Source organism: Pseudomonas sp. GW821-FHT04D07 (assembly GCF_059420225.1).
In genome coordinates this window covers 1-19,155 of record NZ_JBWKTH010000053.1, presented here as the reverse complement: position 1 = coordinate 19,155, position 19,155 = coordinate 1, and the positions used below count along the sequence as shown (strand labels likewise).

The 19,155-nt window shown below is 52.3% G+C and carries 11 protein-coding genes and 1 pseudogene; 8 read left to right on the top strand and 4 right to left on the bottom strand.

The window, feature by feature from the left end; genetic code table 11:
* Nucleotides 1-123 precede the first annotated feature (123 nt).
* From AC07T0_RS31490 to AC07T0_RS31475, 4 genes and pseudogenes are all read right to left on the bottom strand, one after another.
* Nucleotides 124-978, bottom strand: a complete 855-nt coding sequence (locus AC07T0_RS31490; protein ID WP_495004835.1) for a hypothetical protein — start codon at nt 976-978, stop codon at nt 124-126.
* On the bottom strand, nt 972-2,720 hold the full coding sequence (locus tag AC07T0_RS31485; protein ID WP_495004834.1) for an ATP-binding protein: 1,749 nt from the start codon (nt 2,718-2,720) through the stop codon (nt 972-974). The genes AC07T0_RS31490 and AC07T0_RS31485 overlap by 7 nt, the downstream gene beginning before the upstream one ends.
* Nucleotides 2,721-3,366: 646 nt before the next feature.
* Nucleotides 3,367-3,816 (bottom strand): annotated as a pseudogene (locus AC07T0_RS31480) (IS110 family RNA-guided transposase); the annotation flags it as partial.
* Between the two features lie 53 nt (nt 3,817-3,869).
* Entirely contained in the window at nt 3,870-7,718 is a 3,849-nt protein-coding gene (locus AC07T0_RS31475; protein WP_495004833.1) for an esterase/lipase family protein, read from the bottom strand.
* A gap of 516 nt (nt 7,719-8,234) precedes the next feature.
* Here AC07T0_RS31475 and AC07T0_RS31470 point away from each other — a divergent pair.
* The 8 genes from AC07T0_RS31470 (at nt 8,235) to AC07T0_RS31435 (ending at nt 19,142) form a co-directional block, all read left to right on the top strand.
* Entirely contained in the window at nt 8,235-8,534 is a 300-nt protein-coding gene (locus AC07T0_RS31470) for a hypothetical protein (protein WP_495004836.1), read from the top strand.
* Nucleotides 8,535-9,626: 1,092 nt separating this feature from the next.
* Entirely contained in the window at nt 9,627-11,504 is a 1,878-nt protein-coding gene (locus tag AC07T0_RS31465; RefSeq protein ID WP_495004832.1) for a TnsB C-terminal domain-containing protein, read from the top strand.
* Nucleotides 11,505-11,686: 182 nt separating this feature from the next.
* Nucleotides 11,687-12,589, top strand: coding sequence for a TniB family NTP-binding protein (locus AC07T0_RS31460; RefSeq protein ID WP_495004831.1), 903 nt, complete (start codon nt 11,687-11,689; stop codon nt 12,587-12,589).
* A 1-nt stretch (nt 12,590) separates the two neighbouring features.
* The gene (locus AC07T0_RS31455) at nt 12,591-13,445 is read left to right on the top strand and encodes an AAA family ATPase (protein ID WP_495004830.1); all 855 of its coding nucleotides are present in this window, start codon (nt 12,591-12,593) and stop codon (nt 13,443-13,445) included.
* Nucleotides 13,446-13,807: 362 nt separating this feature from the next.
* Nucleotides 13,808-14,497, top strand: a complete 690-nt coding sequence (locus AC07T0_RS31450; RefSeq protein ID WP_495004829.1) for a hypothetical protein — start codon at nt 13,808-13,810, stop codon at nt 14,495-14,497.
* Between the two features lie 2 nt (nt 14,498-14,499).
* Complete coding sequence (locus AC07T0_RS31445; RefSeq protein ID WP_495004828.1) at nt 14,500-15,006, top strand: hypothetical protein; 507 nt, start codon at nt 14,500-14,502, stop codon at nt 15,004-15,006.
* A gap of 381 nt (nt 15,007-15,387) precedes the next feature.
* Complete coding sequence (locus tag AC07T0_RS31440; protein WP_495004827.1) at nt 15,388-17,472, top strand: ATP-dependent nuclease; 2,085 nt, start codon at nt 15,388-15,390, stop codon at nt 17,470-17,472.
* Nucleotides 17,472-19,142 carry a UvrD-helicase domain-containing protein gene (locus tag AC07T0_RS31435; RefSeq protein WP_495004826.1) on the top strand — a complete coding sequence of 557 codons (1,671 nt, stop codon included), beginning with the start codon at nt 17,472-17,474 and terminating at the stop codon, nt 19,140-19,142. The genes AC07T0_RS31440 and AC07T0_RS31435 overlap by 1 nt, the downstream gene beginning before the upstream one ends.
* Nucleotides 19,143-19,155: the final 13 nt, after the last annotated feature.

Sequence of the window (19,155 nt, the reverse complement as noted above, 5' to 3'; positions counted from 1 at the left end):
GGTGTCCACTTAAATTTAGGTGGACACCATCGCCTCAAGCGACGGTGTCAGGAAGGTGTGTTGCCCGGACGGTTACCATCGAGTGCCTACGAATTCAGGGGCGGTTCACTTTTCATACAAAACTTAGACTTGAGGAAGGTCTGGACTGTTTAACAGATAATCCAACAGGGCGTCGTTGCGCAGGACTCCATCATAGAAAATGTGCCCCCAAGCATTCACAGACTTCAATGCTTCCATGTCTCTGAAGTCTTCAAGCCTTGAATAGACATCCAACCCCTTATTTCTCATCCGTTGTACGTGTCGCAGAAGACGCAGGTAGGCTTCGGAAAAGTAGCGATAGTAACGCGACGGGATGCTCAGCTCTTGCAGGTGCCTCTCTATCAAAAAACGGCTGGCATCAGATAGGCCTTCCGCTGCCATCAAGTGTATTGTTTCCGGTGCATTGTATGGGCCATCAATGGTCAACTCGACTAGCTGAGTATCAATAAACGCGTCGAAATATGGGTGCAGGAACAATCGCTCATTGTCAGTGCTCAATAGCTTTGTTCCCTTGGCTCCCTGGCAGATATCACACATCGGGAACAGGTTCACGGGAGAGACAGCAAATTCTGGGTAAGTATCTTTGGGAAGGTAGTGATCCAAAGTGTTCGGTGTTCCATCCTCTCCACAAGCAGGACAATACGTCAATGTACGCCGTCTTAGCGCATCCAGAATGGGCTTTTGAACCGACTGAGCTCCAGGTGAAAGATAGAGATTCCTGAACCTGTCCCCTACCTCCTTGGCACTCACGTTAGGCCAAGGCGCTATGGTCTCAGGGTTTCCATTCACAGCAATGTAAAGGCCGACCCGCGCTCGCCACTCTGCATGGATGGCGGTGAAATAGAGTCGATTGACACCATTTTGTCGTTCCAGCACCAGTTGATCGACAATCTCAAGCTCGCTTAGATGAAATTGTGGTAAGTCCAGACGTATCACCACTTACCCTCCGCCATCGCGTGAATCTGGATCAGCATTTCTTCGTTGATATTGTCCCCGAGTGCATTGATCAAAGCCTCAGCAGATCCGAACTCCAGCAATTTGACTTTCAGCCATTCCTCGAATGGTTTTGAGACTGACTTATCGCCGAAAACGTAAGAGGAGATTCGCTGAATGTCGCCGCCAAACGTTTCAAACGGCGGATGGTTGATGAACACTCCATCGAGAGTGCGCTCGTAGACGTGTACACAGTGCCTTGGGAGTTCTCGGACAGTCACGAGAGAATGCGTGGCTAGCAGCGCTTTCGAGGCGTAGCTGGCCAGGAGCTGTTTGAGCATACCTACGAATGCAATCTCTAGCGTCGGATGCAGGAAAAGCTCAGGCTCATCGATCACTATAAGGCTGTTGCGGCGCATTGCCCCAAGGATATTGGCGACAATATATGAAAAAAGTCGTTGCCCGGAGCTGAGTTGTACAGGTTGGCCATCCTTTATGAATACGATGCCGGAGCGGTCATGCACGTACTTTTTCATGCCATCTACTTTTAACGCATGCACCTCAGTTGGAACCACAAGCAGGTAGGCATCAGGCAGGTTGGGTTCACCTTCCTGCGGCTTGACCTCAATCAAACTTGAAACCCAGGCAGGCTCTTCGAAGAACGCGTCCTGCTCGAAGTGGCCGGTCGTCCCAAGGGCAATCTCATCAAATTCTATGGCCCCTTGCAGAACGTCTTTGAGAGTCTGAACCTTGGCCGACCAACTCTTGATCGCTCCATAACGCTGGTCATCAGCCACGCACTGTATGAGCGAGTGGGCGGCATTTCGACGCGGCCAATCTCGTGAGAGCCTTATACCCTGGCGCTCCTGACCCAATTCATCGGTGATGGGATAAAAGGCTCTGAGACCAAAGTACTGATACACCCCTTTGTCAGATCGCTCTCCAGGGTCATAGTGGCGATCCCCTTCACTACTCATCGGAAACAATTCGAAAGGGCTGTAAGACACCACGACAACCTGATTGATGTTGACCGCTTCTTGAAAGCCCACATTCTCCTTTTCGGTCGGATTGAGTTTGAGCCACGATCTCACCAGTTGAATGAGGGTTTGGGATTTACCTACCCCATTTGGCCCTATCAACACATTGATGTCATGCGGTAGCGGGCTGTTCGCACCGAAATTGAGCTGCAGAGGCTGTACGACCCCCTCGGTGTCTTTGAAGTTGAATACCAGGTTGCCGATGCTGATCCCGAGCTGCTGGAAGAAACGCCATCCATCTAAAAAGGCAGCTACCGAAGCCCGCTCACGCTGTAGCGAGTTAGAGAACCCGTCGCTTTGCGTCAACCTCAGGCTATCAGGGTCAGCTGCGATGTGAACCATGAAGCTGGCGTCGCGCAGAACCTGAGCAACCTCAGCGGCAGTTTTCAAATCAAGATGCCCATCGATCTGTTCGTAAAACGTAAGCGAATGGGGTGTGGAGATGTAATGCACGCCCTGTACGGGGAATTTGCCATCCCAACCATTAGCCACAAGCTCATCGAGATAGCTGTAAGAAACCTTTTGCCCATCGAAAAGAATTCGGATAGGACACAGCTCGACGACCTGACCGCCCATTCGACAATACGTAGGGAAGGTCGTCTTGAAGTTGTAATCGTCCCAGCGGTCAAAGAGCAACAGGATCACATCTGCATCAGCAGCGAGCAGTGCAGTGCGCTTGGCTCTATCCGTACCAACGTAGTAAACGTCCATGCCATTTCCAATCGAAGAGTAACCCGCCGTGTGATTGCGGCTGAATGATCAAAGGGCACCTGGAAGGCAGCCTTCGAAGGGTGGCTTATTACAGCTGTTACTTCACGCCCAAGCAAGGGTCGGGGCACATAGATTCAAGCGCGCTACCCACACTACCGCCGTCAATGGCCATTTAGCTCAGCGTTCACTCTAGAGCGTCAAGGAAAAGACACGATCGAAAAAACTGTCATAAAAAATTCCATAAGTGCCGCTGCGGCTGGGATATTACGAGGGGGCTGCAATGGGTCGGCTTCTGCCCCTGGCCACCGGCTGCTTTGGGAGCTGTCGGCTAGGGGCACGAAGCCTTCTGGCCATATCCTATGCAGATGACGCACATCCGTACATGGACGCCCCCTGTTTGCCAAGCTTTCATTTAGAAACGGTTTGAAGGTAAAGATTGCACCCGTACATCCGGACTTTCACTACGAGACGTGCTCGTTGTCCCTGATGGGTTCTGCTGGTCAGCGCCTCAATCGCTTACACGCACTCTAAGTGCTTCGTCCGGCGAGGGTTGTGCCGACCACGGTCTTACCTGTCTTGCCATCACTAAGTGATTGCCTGTGCAATCGGTGGTGTGATCTACCTCGATGAAACTCCGACGATTCGTCTATGCCGTCATCAACGAATGCCGGTAATCCGGTTGATACTCGCTTTTGTGGGTTAGTAAGGCCCAAACGATCCTGGCCGTCTTGTTGGCCAAGGCCACGGCAGCCACGTTGATATTGCGCCGTTTGATGAGCTTGACCAACCAGCTATCGGGATCGTTTTTCTGGCCGGCGCGATAGATCACTGAGCGAGAGCCATGAATCATCAAGGTTCGCAGATACGCGTCTCCGCGCTTGCTCATGCCTAACAACGTTGGCCTTCCGCCGCTGGAATGCTGCCGAGGCACGAGACCTAACCAGGCGGCCAATTGCCGCCCGTTTTTAAAGTTCTTCGCATCGCCGATAGAGGCGACTAACGCACTAGCAGTCAGCGGGCCAATGCCCGGTATCCTTTCTAATTGGCGGCTGATCTCGTCGGCCCGGTGCCACGCCTTAATCTGCGCTTCAAGCTGTCAGTACCGATGCAAAACTGATCGGTGGGTCAGTTTTTCATCGGTACTGACAGCTATGGAAAGAATACCCCCGCCTCGGTTATCAAAAGCTCCCCTCGAACTGCCTCTATCTGGCGTATAAGGCATAAGGCGTTCTCGTCCGTGGTGTCCAAGCCTGCTGTCAAAAAGACCTCTTTAAGTAAATTGATCAGGTCGTACTTTGGGTGAGATCTCAAGAGATTGGCTGTTTTTTTATAGTTGAAAGTTGGGTTTGGTTTGTGAAGCTCTCGGATAATTAACTCGGCATGTGCACGACGATGAAGTGGATTGCTTGAGTGGCTTAGTGCATATGAAAGTTTATCTTGGTCTATGTATGTGCAGCACATAGCTGCCATTACAGCGGATTCTGGAAAGGACTCAAAGCAGTCGCTGAAAACGTCTGGAATCAACCTAGCCATTGATGATTTGGCAAGCATGACATTGAACAGTTCGTCATGGAATGCACTAACTTTCAAGCGAAGCAAGATCAGCTGCTGGTTGATATTGTTATCTGAGAATTTATGTATAACGGCGATGATCGCAACTGCTGGGCATCTAGAAAGTATTGAGGGTATAGTATGTTCGTCCCATTCGCCTGATAGTGCACATAAAGCAAGGTGTTCATCTAGCGGCAGATGTCTCCCATCTTTTTCAATTATTATATTTTGTCGAGTCTCTTTTTGCCAATCATTATAGAGTTGAAGTACGACATCCAGGTGGTATGCTGGTAATGAGAACTGGATACTTTTTAAAAAGCCAACAATGCTTAACATTCCTCTTGGCTTAATGGTCGCCACCGCGCGCAAAACATCCTCGGCTGTCTTTGGCTCCATCGATCCTTGTACTCGACTCCAAATTTCTGGAATTAGAGATTCGGGTGCGCTGTCTAGGTACGCGATGTACTCAAGCTCTGGGACATGACGTATACCTGAGAAACTAGGAGGTAAGGCAGCGACCAATTCTGGGAGCATCCTAAGCCTATGGCGGGCGATCAGCACACGCCAGCCAGGTTTGCTATAACCCGTAGCAATCCATCTTCTGGCTGTTTCATCGTCAATGTCCAGGGACATCACTTCTTCAAGCTTGTAATGATGCGTATGGCGAGGATGCGATTTAGGCAGGGCAAAGGCAGCCTTTTGAAACCTCGATACCCACTGGCCTCCTCGATCTACGATAGCAAAACCTACGACCTCCTGAGCTTTAGCAGTCATATCACCAAAGTCCGCCAAGAGTCTTTCGAAAGCCTCGTCAGTCCCGCAGTCCAATATCACTCGATTGATGTCTATCCAGCCACTTGAGCCGCCTGATGCAGCTTGCTCGATCACACGGCGGTAGTCGCGAGCAAGGGTCAATGCCAAGGCTGCGTTGGATCGTCGTAGTGCTGCTTGCCTGAGCTTCCAAGGTGCATGTTGACACAGATCGTATAGGTGGTCGAAGCCCCAAACCGGTATTCCAGAAGTGCAGGCCAGAGCTGTTGCGAGCGCATCATCCCACCCAATTTTGCCGGCTGTTGCCATCTGTTCCAGCCAGTTCACCCATTCTGAGTTGCCTTTTCCAGCGATGGACTCCAGCAGATAGCTTGTGCCTGGAGATCCTACCCACTCGGCAATGACCCCCCTCAGCGGAAAAAGCACCACAGGCTCTAAAGCATTTAGCCAATCTTTCCCTGGCACGCGGTGTGTATCGAGTTCGCTGAGAGTCTGTAGTGCTTGGGCGAGGTATCTTGGGTTTTGGCTCATCAAGCCCGCAAGGGCAGATCTTCCCCGAACCGCCAAACGGGGATCAGACAAGCCAAGCGCCAGTGCCTCGGCAAAAATCTGATGTGATCCTGCTTCCGTCTGTAATTTAGCAGCAAGCAGCCAGTCGAATTCGACTGCGGCCTCAACGAGAGAAGGGCGGACAGATTCTCCGGATTGTAGAGCTAAAGTATAGCTTTCGCGGGTGGACAACCGCGTGATGGCATATTCGGTGCCTATATCCTGCAAAAAACCGCGCCCGCAGAGCCAGCTCCAATAGAGATCATGCACAGGGACTGCCTGGCCAGTGCGATTGCTGATCGACCCCAAGGACTCCAATAGGCGTATGGGTTCAGGGACGTTCAGGTCATCAGCGTGCTTGCGAAGTTGTGCGATGAACCGACTGTAGGATCTATCCCCTAATGCCGTGACTGTTGCTATTGCCCTGCTGAGGGCGTCGCTGAATTTCTCGGGCATATTGCGTGTAAGGCGTGCATGGAATTCCTGCAGCAGCGCGCCTGCCGTCCCTTCATTCTTACCTGAAAGAAGGAACAGGGAGAGCATCAGTGGCAAGCGCAGTAGATCAAGGAGGCGTTCAGGTATCTCAGGTGAGCCGGGGCGAGCTTGCGCGACTGCACTGGACACAGTGTTGAGAGGGAGGGGCTCAAGCTTCCATATTTTGAACGCCGAATCGCTAGCTTCCGAATGCCGGGCGTTGGCGATGACACGTGCCTCTTGCAACACCCGTAGCGCCTTGGATTTTTCACCAATGTGCTCATCGGCAGCAAATTCTGACCACCCGTCAATACAGACACATATCCTGGAGTCACGCAAAATCTGATCTGGAGAGAGATCTGGGGAGACATCTGAAATGATGCTCCTGACTTGGCTCCACGTAGTGAGACCACCGATGGGAAGAAATAGCGGGATTAGCCCTGAGCTCGAAAACAGCCAATCTGCGGCTTTCCACAAAGCGTGGGTTTTACCTGATCCAGGCGCTGCAATCACCAAGTGCTTGGGCGCATCCAAGCTTGTGAGTGTTTGGAGCGTGTGTCGGGCTAGAGACCTATTTTTTTCATCTCCGCCTTCAATTACGAAACGATCAATTGCCGACAACGTCGTCAGAGCTTGCGATGCGGTTGCTGTAGCGTCGGGAAAGACTGAAGAAATGGACGAGGGCAGTCCGCTGTCCAGTAATTTCCGTGCGAACTGACGCAGTTGTTCGGTGGTAAGGGTAGATGCTTCCGGTGCAGATTCCCGAGAGGCGGGCGCGACGGGGCCTGCTTCGTGTCTGTCTTCGATGTCTGTCAGTTGAGGTTGATGATTGCTGGTAGGAGAAAGACCTTTATCAATGTTGGACGAGGCCTCCTCGATAACTGCAACCATCGCTTTGTACAGAGTGGCCTTTCGGCTTCCAGGTTTGGCAATCTGAATATGATCAAACTCAAGGGGTGTTGGTGTCGCCCCCGGAATTTGAGGGTCGCTGCTGTTGCGATCCACGATGACGACCCGTTTACCGAGCTGAAGCCTCCATAGTTTTCTGCCGACAAGGTAGCCGTGGGTCTCAAAGAAAACGTGGACATGGAAGGCGAACTCGCGCTGGAGTTTCTGGAACTGGCCGTTCAGGCTTTTCAGCCAGCCATCGTCTTGCTGCATGTTCCTGACTTGAGGATTCGTACGCAGCACCCCCGATACTGCGGAGGCCACCGTCGCGAGGCTAGCACCTTGGTGAGGTGTGCCAACAAAAACAACCGCTGAGATTGAGTTCAAAGCAGGGCTTAAACGTGGTGAATCCTGTGTGGCAACGTGCACCATTCCGGCCTTAATTACCAGGCCGCCGAGGCTATGCCCGACTAGGACAAGGCGCTTCCCTCGCAACGCTTTTTCGTGCGCTAGCGCCGTCATCAAGGCCACGCCCTGATCAACAAGATGCATTGCATCGCCAGTCCATCCAGAGAGCGCTGCGTCGTAGCTGAGTAGCCAAACAGTGCTGCCTGTGTCCTCGCCTAGCCATTGGGGCCAGAGGGTAGTGTGGTCGTTTGCGTTCGACATCCACGTCCCTCGGAAATGACCGCCCAATCCGTGGATGAAGACAATGTGAACCGCCTCAGGGGAAGCAGCCTCACGAATACAGGTTAATTCCGCCATTGCTCTCTCTTCGACACATTAAGCTGAAGTATCGGTTGGACTTCGCTGCGGCCCCCCTAAAGAGAAGGGATCGGCTAATCGCGCTACTCCATGGGGGATGAAAGGGCATCTTCTCGCACCGTTGCGTTTTGCTCAACGCTGTCATCTGGGTAGCGGTTGGTGGCGTGTGATCACCCTCCTGTGTGTCAGCGAGCGCTGGCCATCGAAGACGATGTGATGCAGACGCAAGGCCAGGTAGGCCGTTGGGCTATTTTCCAATTTGGCGAAGCCCCCTTGAGAACATGGCAATTCACAAACCTTTAGCGTCCGCATTCTCAGTGAAGCCTGTTCCGAACAAGTAGGAACTCACAATTCGGCCCAAGGCAAATAATGCATAAGCCAGACCTCCTAATATTGACCTTCGGGTTCTATGGAACACCTGCCCACCGCAGACAAACAGAAGCTCTTCCATGATAACGCTAAACGCGTGTACCGGCCCTAGGCTCGCATAGCGATGCTCGGCAATGGCTGGACGCTGTGGCCGAGCCCAACCGTATGAAGGGAACGGGTATCCATTCGAGTGGAGACTTTAAGACAGGCAGCAACGGTATCTCGAACCAGTTAGCCTGGTCGACCTCGGAACGTTGCGAAAGCCGGGGAATGGATGCATACCTCGTGCTTCTCTGGTGTATGTACCAGGTGAACCAGAGCAAGGGGCGCTATTCCGACCACATCAAAGCGCACATCACGACGGCAGCTGATCAGTTGCTGGGGCGCAACTACCAGCGCATCGCCGCGCGCTTCAAAAAGGTGCATATCAAGGCTTTTCAAGGCTGATCAAGGTTATTCAAGGAACGTAAGTGTTCATATCAAGGTGAGTAAGTACAGGTGCATTGCTCCGCAACGCACGCTTGGCACCAGGGGTGATCAATGAGCTCAATACCAAAGTGATAAAGGAGCCCGGCGCCAAAGGAATCAATGATCAGTCAGGATTCGGAGAGGTCAGGAACATCGGAGAAAAGCGCGATTGGAAAGCGCCGAAAGGGAGGAAGCTCTATTCCCTGTCAGTGACTCGTGAGCCAGCTACTCGTAGACGCGGATTACCTGCTTCTCAAGAGCCGCGACACCCACTGCACACAGCATTTCCTACCGAGGCGGCCTGACCAATCCTAGAGTTGGCAACCCCGCCTCGGCGCAGCCTGGTTGCCGCTGCCTGCTGCCGCCTTCCCTGGCGTACGCCCGAATACCGTCCGTACAAAGCCTGATCTTTCCACTTATTCCTTAGCCCCTAACCCCCCCCTAAACCAATAAGCCCCCATAAAATCCCTAGCTCAATATTTCCAATATTAGATTTAATGAGTCTCCAATATCTCCGAAAGCGCGCCCTCAATATATCTATATATACTTGATTAGTTCAGCAGTTCATTGACCGACAATAGCGCTCAAAAAATTTTATCTATTTTTAGACGATTTTGGAATGCAGGAAAAATTTTGGGCTTTTAGCCGATAACTGGAAGTTATAACTGGAAGCCAATAATCCTTTAAATGCTAGAAAAACAGGGAAAAACCATGACTACTAAGAAATTCAAATAAATTCTGAAAGCCCCGTAGTGCGGGCGCTTCAGTGAATTTTAAAAACCTTATAACCAAAATTAAAAGTTGGTTTATTTATATATTGATTTGGCCGGCGACCACTATTGACCAATTATTTTGATTTGGGTTTACTGCGCCCCGCTCAGTCGCTGGGCAGATACAACCCGCTCTTTAATAAATCGAAAGTGGTCGTCGTGAAGCTTAGGTTGTTCATGCACCCATGCAATGGGACGTTCGCGCTCCTATACCACAGGAGGAGTTGGGGAGAGAGCGACGAGGCGGTAATGGCACATGCGATGAGGCTTTACGTCTGACCACAAATCAGAGAATGAAGAAATGACTGAGCTTAACTCAGACGAAAAGTATCCCGAAGTACAGACCCTCAGCGCCAGCTCACACAACGACAACACCCACCCAGCCCGCATGGAGGCGACCTTAACCGCAGGCAGTGAAGTGGGCGAGATCGAACGACACAAGCAGGCGGATGGCCGGTACGACGTTCTCAACGACTACCTGGCCGGAAAGATCAGCGCTGTGGTGGCGATGGAGATCCTGAACCTCAAGAAATCTCGCTTTTACAAGCTGCTGAGGTACATGCAGGGCGCTAAGAGTTACAGGGTGCTGGTGTCTGATCAAAGAGGGCGAAAGCCAGGCCTGACGGTCACCGATCCTGAGACGCTGAAGCTGGTTGAGGAAATGTTCGAAGAACATTACCCCTCATGCAAGACCGTGGCTGGGGTGTGGAAGCAGTGCCAAACGCAAGCTGATAACCGAAGAATGCTGAGGCCGAGTTATCACACGGTTGCGACTTGGATTAAAGCTAAAAGCGAGGCCCTATTGTATAGCTTAACTCACACAGGAGACCAGAGAAAGCATAGATACGGAGCAAAACCTGGCTACAAGATCACCACGCGTCCTCTGGAGTGGGTGCAAATTGATCACACGGTTGTAGACCTGATGGTGGTGGATGAGGACGACCGAACCATCGTGCTGGGACGCCCTTACATCAGCGTCGCCGTCGACCTGCATACCCGCGTCATACTGGGGTTCTACGTTTCACTGCTTCCGCCGAGCGCTGTCTCGGTGGCAATGCTGATGGAGAGCTGCGCTTTGCCAAAGGCGGCGTTCCTGCAAGGCCTAGGAATCCCGGAACACCTGCTTCCTTACCATGGGCTTCCAGAGGTCATCCACACCGACAATGCCAAAGAGTTCGTCTCAGACGTGTTCGTCCTCAATGCCAAGGATTTTGGCATCAAGGTTGAGCACCGAGACATCCCCGCGAAGCACCAAGGGGGGCACATTGAGAGTCTCATTGGCAAGTTGATGCTCCGGACGATGCACTCACTGCCAGGCACTACAGGCTCCAATGCCCAGCAGGGTAAGCATCTGAAGAGTCATAAGAGCGCTGCGATCGGATTAACCGGCCTGAGGCGTATCGTTGCCTACACCCTGCATGCTTACCATCAGACCAAGCACTCAGAACTGGGCAAGACTCCGGCGGAAGCATGGGACGGCCATTTCGCCAAAAAACCACACAACCGGATTTTGAATGTTTCCGACCATGAAGACTTCAAGTACCGCTTCTACCCAGAAGTCCCGAGTAAGCAGGTTGTGCCCGGTGGCATTGAGATTTTCCGCAGGTTCTACTACGAGCGCTCACTGAAGGAGTTGGTGCGGGAAAAGCTCACTGTTAAATATGATCCCTATGACTTGAGTTTCATATATGTAAAGCTTGGAGATATCTTTGAAAAAATTCGTTGTGTACGCAATGGTTTTAACAGGAGCTCTGACTATGAAATGTACCGCTGGCAGCGCCAGCAGAAGGGAGATCGGGATGGCACCATGACGAAAGAAGGGGCTCAATCGTATGGTGAAGTAACCAAGCAAAAGAAACAGGAGGTGAAGCTAACCACTCAGGAAAAACGTACTCGGAAAGCCAAAAAGGGGAAGGCTGACTACAAGAAACAGGCAGCCCTGCATGGGCATAAGTCGGGGGGTGACAACGCGCCAAGTAGCTCTAATGTCCATGATAATCCTACCAACACTCACTCCGGTATGAGTAGTAACAGTGTAAAACAACCCAGTGGCAAGTCCAAAAACCATAGGAAGGGATCAAGCAAATCCAATATTTTTGACTTCGGAAGTTTCTTCAGAAAGTCGGACGCTACTGACTATGACGAACCTCCAATCTTTTACGAAAGCAACAAGTCATAATCTAACTATTAGCTAAACCAGTGCGCATGATCCTGCATCTGCTATCGGGAGGCTTGAAAGTGCTCGTAGCTCCTGTCGAGCTAGTCAGGGCTACGAAAACAGGTACTGCGACCGCAGGTTACAGACTCAGGCAATACCCGCAAGAGATAGGGATGCATGCGCTAATATTTGAGCGATTCTAAGTGCCTGATTACTCTCACGTAAATCCCGCATCTCGCATCCACTTCAATCAGCCGGATGATGTTCGCTTGATTACATGCTCCGACGATTTTTGGGTGCATCATCCTAGTGCTCAGAAAATCATCATGCGGATGGAGCTGGCAATGAAGATGCGTAACAAAATTAACGCACCCAGCATGCTTGTCACAGCCCCTGGAGGAGGAGGTAAGACAGCGTTGATTACCGAAATGAAAGCTAGAAATGCTACAAATCCAAACAAAATGATTTTTGTAACCATGCACCAAAGCCCTAATGGCTACTCACTGAAGGATCTGATTCTGGCCGAGCTGGGGCTTGGGGTTGGTCGAAGGGCGCGGCAAGGCCATAACATTACCCCTGAACTTCAATACATAATCAGAACAGAAAATATTCGTGCGATTGTGATTGACGAAATTCATGACGCACTTACTTTGACCGAGCTCCAGCAGCGTATCAATCTTTCTTTGTTGAAGAATCTGTCAGGTTCTACCTACGGTCTTTCAGTGTTTGCGTTCGGGGTGCCGGCTGCCGCGCGCGTACTTCGACAGGATCCCCAGCTTGAACGTCGATATCCGGTAGTGGCCCTCAACGGGTGGGAAAATGGCCCGGAGTTTAGGAATTTCGTGTCCACCTATATCCGCCACCTGCCATTGAAAAATAAAACGAATTTCCAAGATCAGGAGCTGTTTCTCAAGATTATGAACAAGGGGCAGGGGATTACCGATAACGTCGTTAAAATCCTGCAGGCATCGGCGATGGCTAGCATCATTGATGGCTCTGAGCACATCAACCATCGTCACCTTGATAACATCGAAGAAATCATGGCGAATTTCAACTATGCACTGCGCGGTGCAGAGATTCCATCTGAGGAGGAGGCTTACGCATAAGATGAAATGTGATCTGTCACTCCGTAAACGACGTGAGATCGCCCGCGCAGTACTGGAAGGCCTTCATGGCTTCCAGTACTGCTGGCCTGAACGTACCGAGGTTTACGACGCGCTTGACGCCATGGCGGAGGCGAATGACGCAAAACTTGTAATGTTAAGTGGCCACGCAGGCGTAGGCATTAGTTCAATACTAGAGGCGTTCGCTTCGAAATTTCATGGCCAGGTGATTGTCGTGAGGCCGCGAGTTTACTCAGAGCGACTTAACATGATCGGACAAGTCCTTCATGCCGTGTTCCCTTTCAGTGAATTTCGTAGCCATAGCCGTGTCCCGGATAGCTTGATTGCTTTCCGAAAAGCCGCTCGAAAGATCATTATCTTTGATGACCTGGATATTATGTCCAATCAAAACAACATGCATGAAGTGGTCTTCGATCAGCTCTCCCAGCTGCTGGAATTTCCAGGCTATTTTACAGTCATTATGTCTACGAGGAATAAAAAGCTGCTCAGAGACTATTTTGCGATAAAACACAGTCCTACGACGCTGATCCCAGTCTCCGGGCTCATACCCGCATCTTCTATAAAGGATGTAATTCACGCCTTCTTCGAATGGTGCAATCGACTATATGCGACTGATGTTCATCCGCCCTGCATGGCCCGCCCTGGAAAACGGGAAGCGGACATGCCAATCGACCGTATCGTCTTTGAGTGCGAGTCGCTCTATTGCGCTGAGCTTCTTAAGGTGTTCCCAACATTTAACGGGGAGGGAAAACATATTGGGGGTGAGCCAAGCTTATCGATCTCGTATGAAAGTGTATCTCAAATTCGTCACGCGGCTGAATGTTGTGCATTCGACTAAGCCTTGGCACTGACCAACTAATTACAGGTACTACCATGAAGTCAAAAAAAATTTCCGTTCCGGAACCTTTTCCAGACGAAACTCTTTCCTCATGGATTTGGAGAGTCAATTCGATCGCAACTATACCGTTCATATCCCATGAACGGTATAGTTCGCCAGATGGCGAGATTACAGAACGAGATGAGCGAGGACTTTGGGGGGGACGGTTCGCAGACCGCGACCTGTTGTCTGAAAGCACGTTAATTGAGCCACTCATGCGAACCTTCGATATATCTCCCGCGTGGTTGGATAGGCGATTTCCGGAGTTCAGTCAACTCACCATACCGACGCAGTTTCGAAGAGCATTCTGCTCGGAATGCTTCATGGAGTCCTTTGAGCATGTTGGCATTCCGGTCAGCAAAGTGCAGTGGTGCTATCTGACCAAGCCAATGTGCGAACTGCACGGCGTGCCACTTCAAGACTCAACAAGGCTTTTCATAAATTATGACGACCATGCGGTACAAGCGTTTGTATCTTACTGGGATGAGCCAAAATTTAAAGAAAGTCAAAATTATATCCGTAGTGCTGGGAGGGTGACACATAGCCTTGCGCTGAAAGCACAAAAGCAACTCCAAAAGCTAATAAGGCGGGCATCCAAGTCAGATGAGAGTCTGAAGGTGCAAATGTTTATGCTTACCCTCATGCGAGCAATGATGATGCCTGCGTACCATCACGCTTATCCAAAGGTGGCCTTCGATAACTGGGGTGGGGCTCATCCTTATACGGCCCCTGGAATTCATGGTAATTTTTATCAGGAAGTCTATAGAAGCACTTGCCTGGCGAGGCTGTACGCGCTTTATTTCAGCGCAATCGCTTTGGGATGGATTAGCAGTGCGCAAGCCTTTAAGGCCCTACGTGAGGGGTACTTCGCTCCGTGGAGTACCGACCAAGTATGGTCGAGGCTGGATAATTATCCCGGGGTGCTTAGGTTACTTGCCTCAGAGCTTAAGAGCTACCAGTCTAAGTACCTGAGCATTGCCGATCTTAACAGTCCTAAGTTGAATAGCTATTAGCAATGATGCATAAAATCACGACGATTTACTGGATACCTGGTTGTACCGTACATATCAGTGGAGCCTATTCGCACTATTATTTTGTTGTGGCATTACAGGTGGACGTGGTTGCCTGGAAGATTTTGGGTTACTCAATCAGGTCGAATGAAGGGGCAGAAAGTAAATTTTCACCTCCGCTAATCGACTTGAGGCACCCAAATCGTTTCTGGTTATGGCAGGCAGATAGGTTGAACTTAGCGGCGCGGGCGACTTGGGTCATCCGAACAATGAGGCCGACCAGGCTAGACTATGACATTCTCGGCCCTTGGCGTATTGTTCGAAAACTGCCTCCTGCGAAGCTGGCTCACCTGACTGATTGCCTTATGAAAGGTTTTTACGATCTTAATGCCCAGCATCTTGGACATTTTTATGAGACTACACGTATCACCAACAAACTTTTGCTTCAACGGATTGACGGCGCTATTCAGTATGCTAATAGTGTTGCCAGCCGTCCTACTCCCATTCACTGAAGCTCTCTTTACTCCGTAGAGGGTGGCGCTGTAGTACCTGCCGGTCAGCATCCTGCGGTCGATGATACGGGACGACTACGCCTACGAGCATCAACGTCATCTCGCTTTTTGAGAGCTGTTGGCAACAAGCCAGCCTATGTTCGGATGAGTTCCGCACCAAGTGGGATTTTTCCGCCTGGTCTTCGGGCGGGATCGTTTCGATCACTGACCGTCCTGACCAACTTTCACCGCTCTACAATTCCTATTATCCATTACTCTCCATTACAGATAGCAGCTGCTCGAGATAGCGCCTTGCCCCAGTCTGTGGCATATAGCCAGTCACATTGCGTTCGGCTTGGAAGCCCAGAGACCGATTGAAGCCAGGCTTAGGGAGAAGTGGGGATGTACCTTTCAGCGCTGTCTATCCGTAATTTCCGCCAGTTTGGCGATCTGACTCCAGGCTTTGTCATCCACTTTAACGAGGGCGTCACTGCGCTTGTAGGGGAGAATGATGCCGGCAAGACCGCAGTAATCGACGCCATCCGGCACGTCCTGCAGTCCCGTGACTCGGACTTCCTTCGGCTTGAACTGGAGGACTTCCATGTCACAAGGAATGGCGAGCCTGCGACGGACATCACCCTGGTTTGCACGCTGTCCGGGTTATCCACGCTGGAACTCGGAGCCTTTGCTGAGTACGTAACGTTTTCTGGTGGCGAGGGCCTGCTTCATGTGCACTGGTCAGCACGTCGACTCGCGTTGCCGACTGCGTCACGTCGCTGGGTCGATATCCAAGTCCGCTGTGGGGCGCGCGGAGAGGGGCCGGCCCTGGACGTTGGAGCGCGCCAGTTACTGGCGACCGCCTACTTGAAGCCTTTGCGGGATGCTGAACGTGAGATGTCGCCGGGTCGTAACTCTCGCTTGTCCCAAGTTCTGTCCAGCTTTCCGGGAATCGAAACCGGTGAGTCCTACGTAGGTACGGCTCCGCCGGCGTCAACAGCCGAGGCTTCCGGCCTGAGCATTGCCGGCATGGGCGATTACATGCGTGAGCTCGTCAGAGGCCATGGAGCAATCAGGGTTGCCCAAGCGACGATCAACGAGCGCTATCTGGAACCTCTCTCACTGGCTGGACAACCACTTCATAGCCATCTGGGCTTCGGCGACAGCGGCAGTGAGACCACAAAGCTCAAACAGATTCTTGAGCGCCTCGAATTGGGACTGTTGGACAAGGGCTCGGGGCTTGCAAAGGGCAGTTACGGCCTGGGCTCCAATAATCTGCTGTTCATGGGCTGCGAGCTCCTCCTGCTGGGCAAGGAGCCAGACGGTCTGCCACTGCTGCTTATCGAAGAGCCAGAGGCGCACCTTCATCCGCAGCGCCAACTCAGACTGATGGAGTTCCTGGAGCGAGCCTCCCAGCCTCAAGCCCAAGCTCAGGAACACGTTCAAGAACAAGCGCAAACACGGCCCGTCCAGGTGATTCTGACAACGCACAGCCCCAACCTGAGCTCCAAGATTGCCTTGGAAAACCTCGTGCTCATTCAAGGTCAGCGTGCGTTCTCCATGGCGCAGGGGCGAACCAAACTGTCGGTTGATGACTATCGGTTTTTGAGTCGTTTCCTGGATGTCACCAAAGCCAGCCTGTTCTTTGCCAAGGGGCTGCTCATCGTTGAAGGGGATGCTGAGGCAATTCTTCTGCCGGCGTTGGCCCGGCTGCTTGGGCGTGACCTGACCGAGCATGGTGTGTCGATCGTCAACGTCGGTGGGGTTGGTTTGCGTCGATATGCGCACATCATGCAGCGCGCCGATGAGTCTGAAGGCGTCATTCAGATCCCCACAGCTTGCATCACCGACATGGACGTGATGCCTGATTGCGCGCCAGCCATCATGGGGCTGAACCAGAACAAGCTTACATCCAATGGTAAGCCGGCGCCTCGCCGGTGGCGCGTGCTGAGCGACTTCGGCGCTACTGATGTTGAGCGAGAACCCAAGCTAGCGGCTCATCGACAAAAACGGACACGTGGCGATGGCCAGAACGTGAAAACCTTCGTGGCCAATCATTGGACGCTCGAGTATGACCTGGCTGTCGGGGGACTCATGGATTGGGTGCATCGAGCCGCGATGCTGGCTCTGCATGACGCGAAGATCAACGAGCGTAAGTTGACTCGGGAGAAAGTCCTCGAGAGGGCAAGCAAGGCGCTGGAGGCCCTCAAGACTCGGTACCCCAACGATGAGGAGCGTGCCACGGAGATCTACCGTCTTGTGGATTCCGGCTCCAAGTCGATCACCGCACAGCACCTGGTCGACCTGTTGCAGCTGGCATTTGATGAGGGTGAGCTCGATCAGGCGAGCTTGCGTACAGCGCTACCGACCTATGTCGTTGAAGCGATCGACTACGCCACCGGCGGCCCTATCCTGGCTCAAACACCAGAGCCACCAGATCCTGCAACCACGGCCGATGCACAAGCAGCCGGTATGGAGGAACCTGCGTAATGCGGCTCCAGGATCTTGTCCCGCCAGTCACGGATGCAGACATCGCATGGGTCAGCGAGCTTATGTCGCTGCGCGATCTGGATGAGCCTCGGAGGGCGTTTCTCAAACGTCTCGATACGCTCGATGTGGCTGCATGCCCCGGGAGCGGCAAGACCACCCTGGTGGTTGCCAAGCTCGCCATCCTTGGTCGTCACTGGCGTAGCCGTACTCAGGGGATTTGTGTGCTTTCGCACACCAATGCGGCGCGTGAAGAGATCGAGCGTCGGTTGGGCGCCACGGAGGTTGGCCAGAGGCTGCTGAGATACCCCCATTTCATCGACACCATCCATGGATTTGTGATGCGGTTTTTGGCGTCGCCCTGGTTGCGGTCGAATGGCCACCCGCTGGTAATGATCGATGACGAGGCGACCGGGCGTGCCAGGGGTAGGGCGCTGGGACACGAATGGAGAAATATGGAGGCTTTCCTTGGCAAAAAAGAAAAAAGGCTTGCTGATCTTCGTCTTCAAACAGCTGATTTTTCGGATCCGCTCGGGGGTGTGCACTACATTTGCTCACCCGAGGCTCCCTCATACGGAAAACTAGGTAGAGCCATGGGCGCTGCCGCTTCGGAAGGTTACTTTTGCTATGACGAGGTCTTCACGCTCGGCCAGGCCATGATTGAGCAGGAGCCAAATGTCGCTCAGTCGCTGCAAGCGCGGTTCCCCTGCGTGCTCATCGACGAGATGCAGGACACGGATGTCGTGCAGAATCAGCTCTTGAACCACGTGTTTCCACGCGATGCCGTTAATACAGTCGTGGTCAGGGTAGGGGATCCCAATCAGCAGATTTTTGAGGGTGACGGCGAGTCTGATGGCGCTTTTCCTCATGGGGAGACAATCGATATCTCCACCAGCTTTCGATTCAACCAGGCCATTGCTTCCTTGGCGAACAACTTCGCAGTCGCTCCCATTGCCGGGGGATTGATCGGGAGGGGCAGGGCCGGCGATGTTTGTCCAAACACGATCTTTGTCTTCCCTGACGACGATACAAGCGGCGTTCTCGGTGCGTTTGCGCAGCTGGTTTCCCGGTGCCTGCCTGTCTCAGATCGCAAGGATGGGGTGCATGCGATCGGCGCCGTTCACCGGCTAAAGAACTACAAGGAGGAGCAATTCCCGAAGGCTCTGGAGCACTACTGGAGCGCCTATCGCTCAGATGCCAACAGCTCGAGGTATACGCCCAAAACATTCGTTGAGGGTATTCGCAGGGCGAGAGCGCATCTGGCCGTTAGCGGTCATGCACACGAAAGCGTTGAAATGATCGCCAAGTGTTTGCTTCATCTGGCTGAGCGTGCAGGTTTGAGGAGACCTATCCAGATCAGGACAAGGCTTCACCGCTTCATAGAGCGCGGCTTGGCGTTGAACACGACGCTTCTGGAAGCCTACCAGCGAGGCATCTACCTCTATTTGTTCTATGCCCATCCGTTGCGAGAGGAGCGTTGGGTTCAGAGGCATGCCGTGCTGCTTAAACGCTTGATTGCAGAGCTGCATCCTGGCGAGGCGATCTCAAACGAACCCGAGGTAGAGGCGTACCTGGCGTGGACAGAGCCGCGTGATACGGACGAGTCCGAGTGTAGTGGTCAACTAATTCCGGACACCTCGATAGGTAATTTTGACACCATCGCCCGCTCGTAAACGGTCGGTGGCA

Bases quoted from the DNA above. Each gene is read 5' to 3' on its own strand.
- AC07T0_RS31485 (WP_495004834.1), bottom strand. From the start codon at position 2,720: ATGGACGTTTACTACGTTGGTACGGATAGAGCCAAGCGCACTGCACTG.
- AC07T0_RS31475 (WP_495004833.1), bottom strand. From the start codon at position 7,718: ATGGCGGAATTAACCTGTATTCGTGAGGCTGCTTCCCCTGAGGCGGTT.
- AC07T0_RS31465 (WP_495004832.1), top strand. From the start codon at position 9,627: ATGACTGAGCTTAACTCAGACGAAAAGTATCCCGAAGTACAGACCCTC.
- AC07T0_RS31455 (WP_495004830.1), top strand. From the start codon at position 12,591: ATGAAATGTGATCTGTCACTCCGTAAACGACGTGAGATCGCCCGCGCA.
- AC07T0_RS31450 (WP_495004829.1), top strand. From the start codon at position 13,808: ATGGAGTCCTTTGAGCATGTTGGCATTCCGGTCAGCAAAGTGCAGTGG.
- AC07T0_RS31445 (WP_495004828.1), top strand. From the start codon at position 14,500: ATGATGCATAAAATCACGACGATTTACTGGATACCTGGTTGTACCGTA.
- AC07T0_RS31440 (WP_495004827.1), top strand. From the start codon at position 15,388: ATGTACCTTTCAGCGCTGTCTATCCGTAATTTCCGCCAGTTTGGCGAT.
- AC07T0_RS31435 (WP_495004826.1), top strand. From the start codon at position 17,472: ATGCGGCTCCAGGATCTTGTCCCGCCAGTCACGGATGCAGACATCGCA.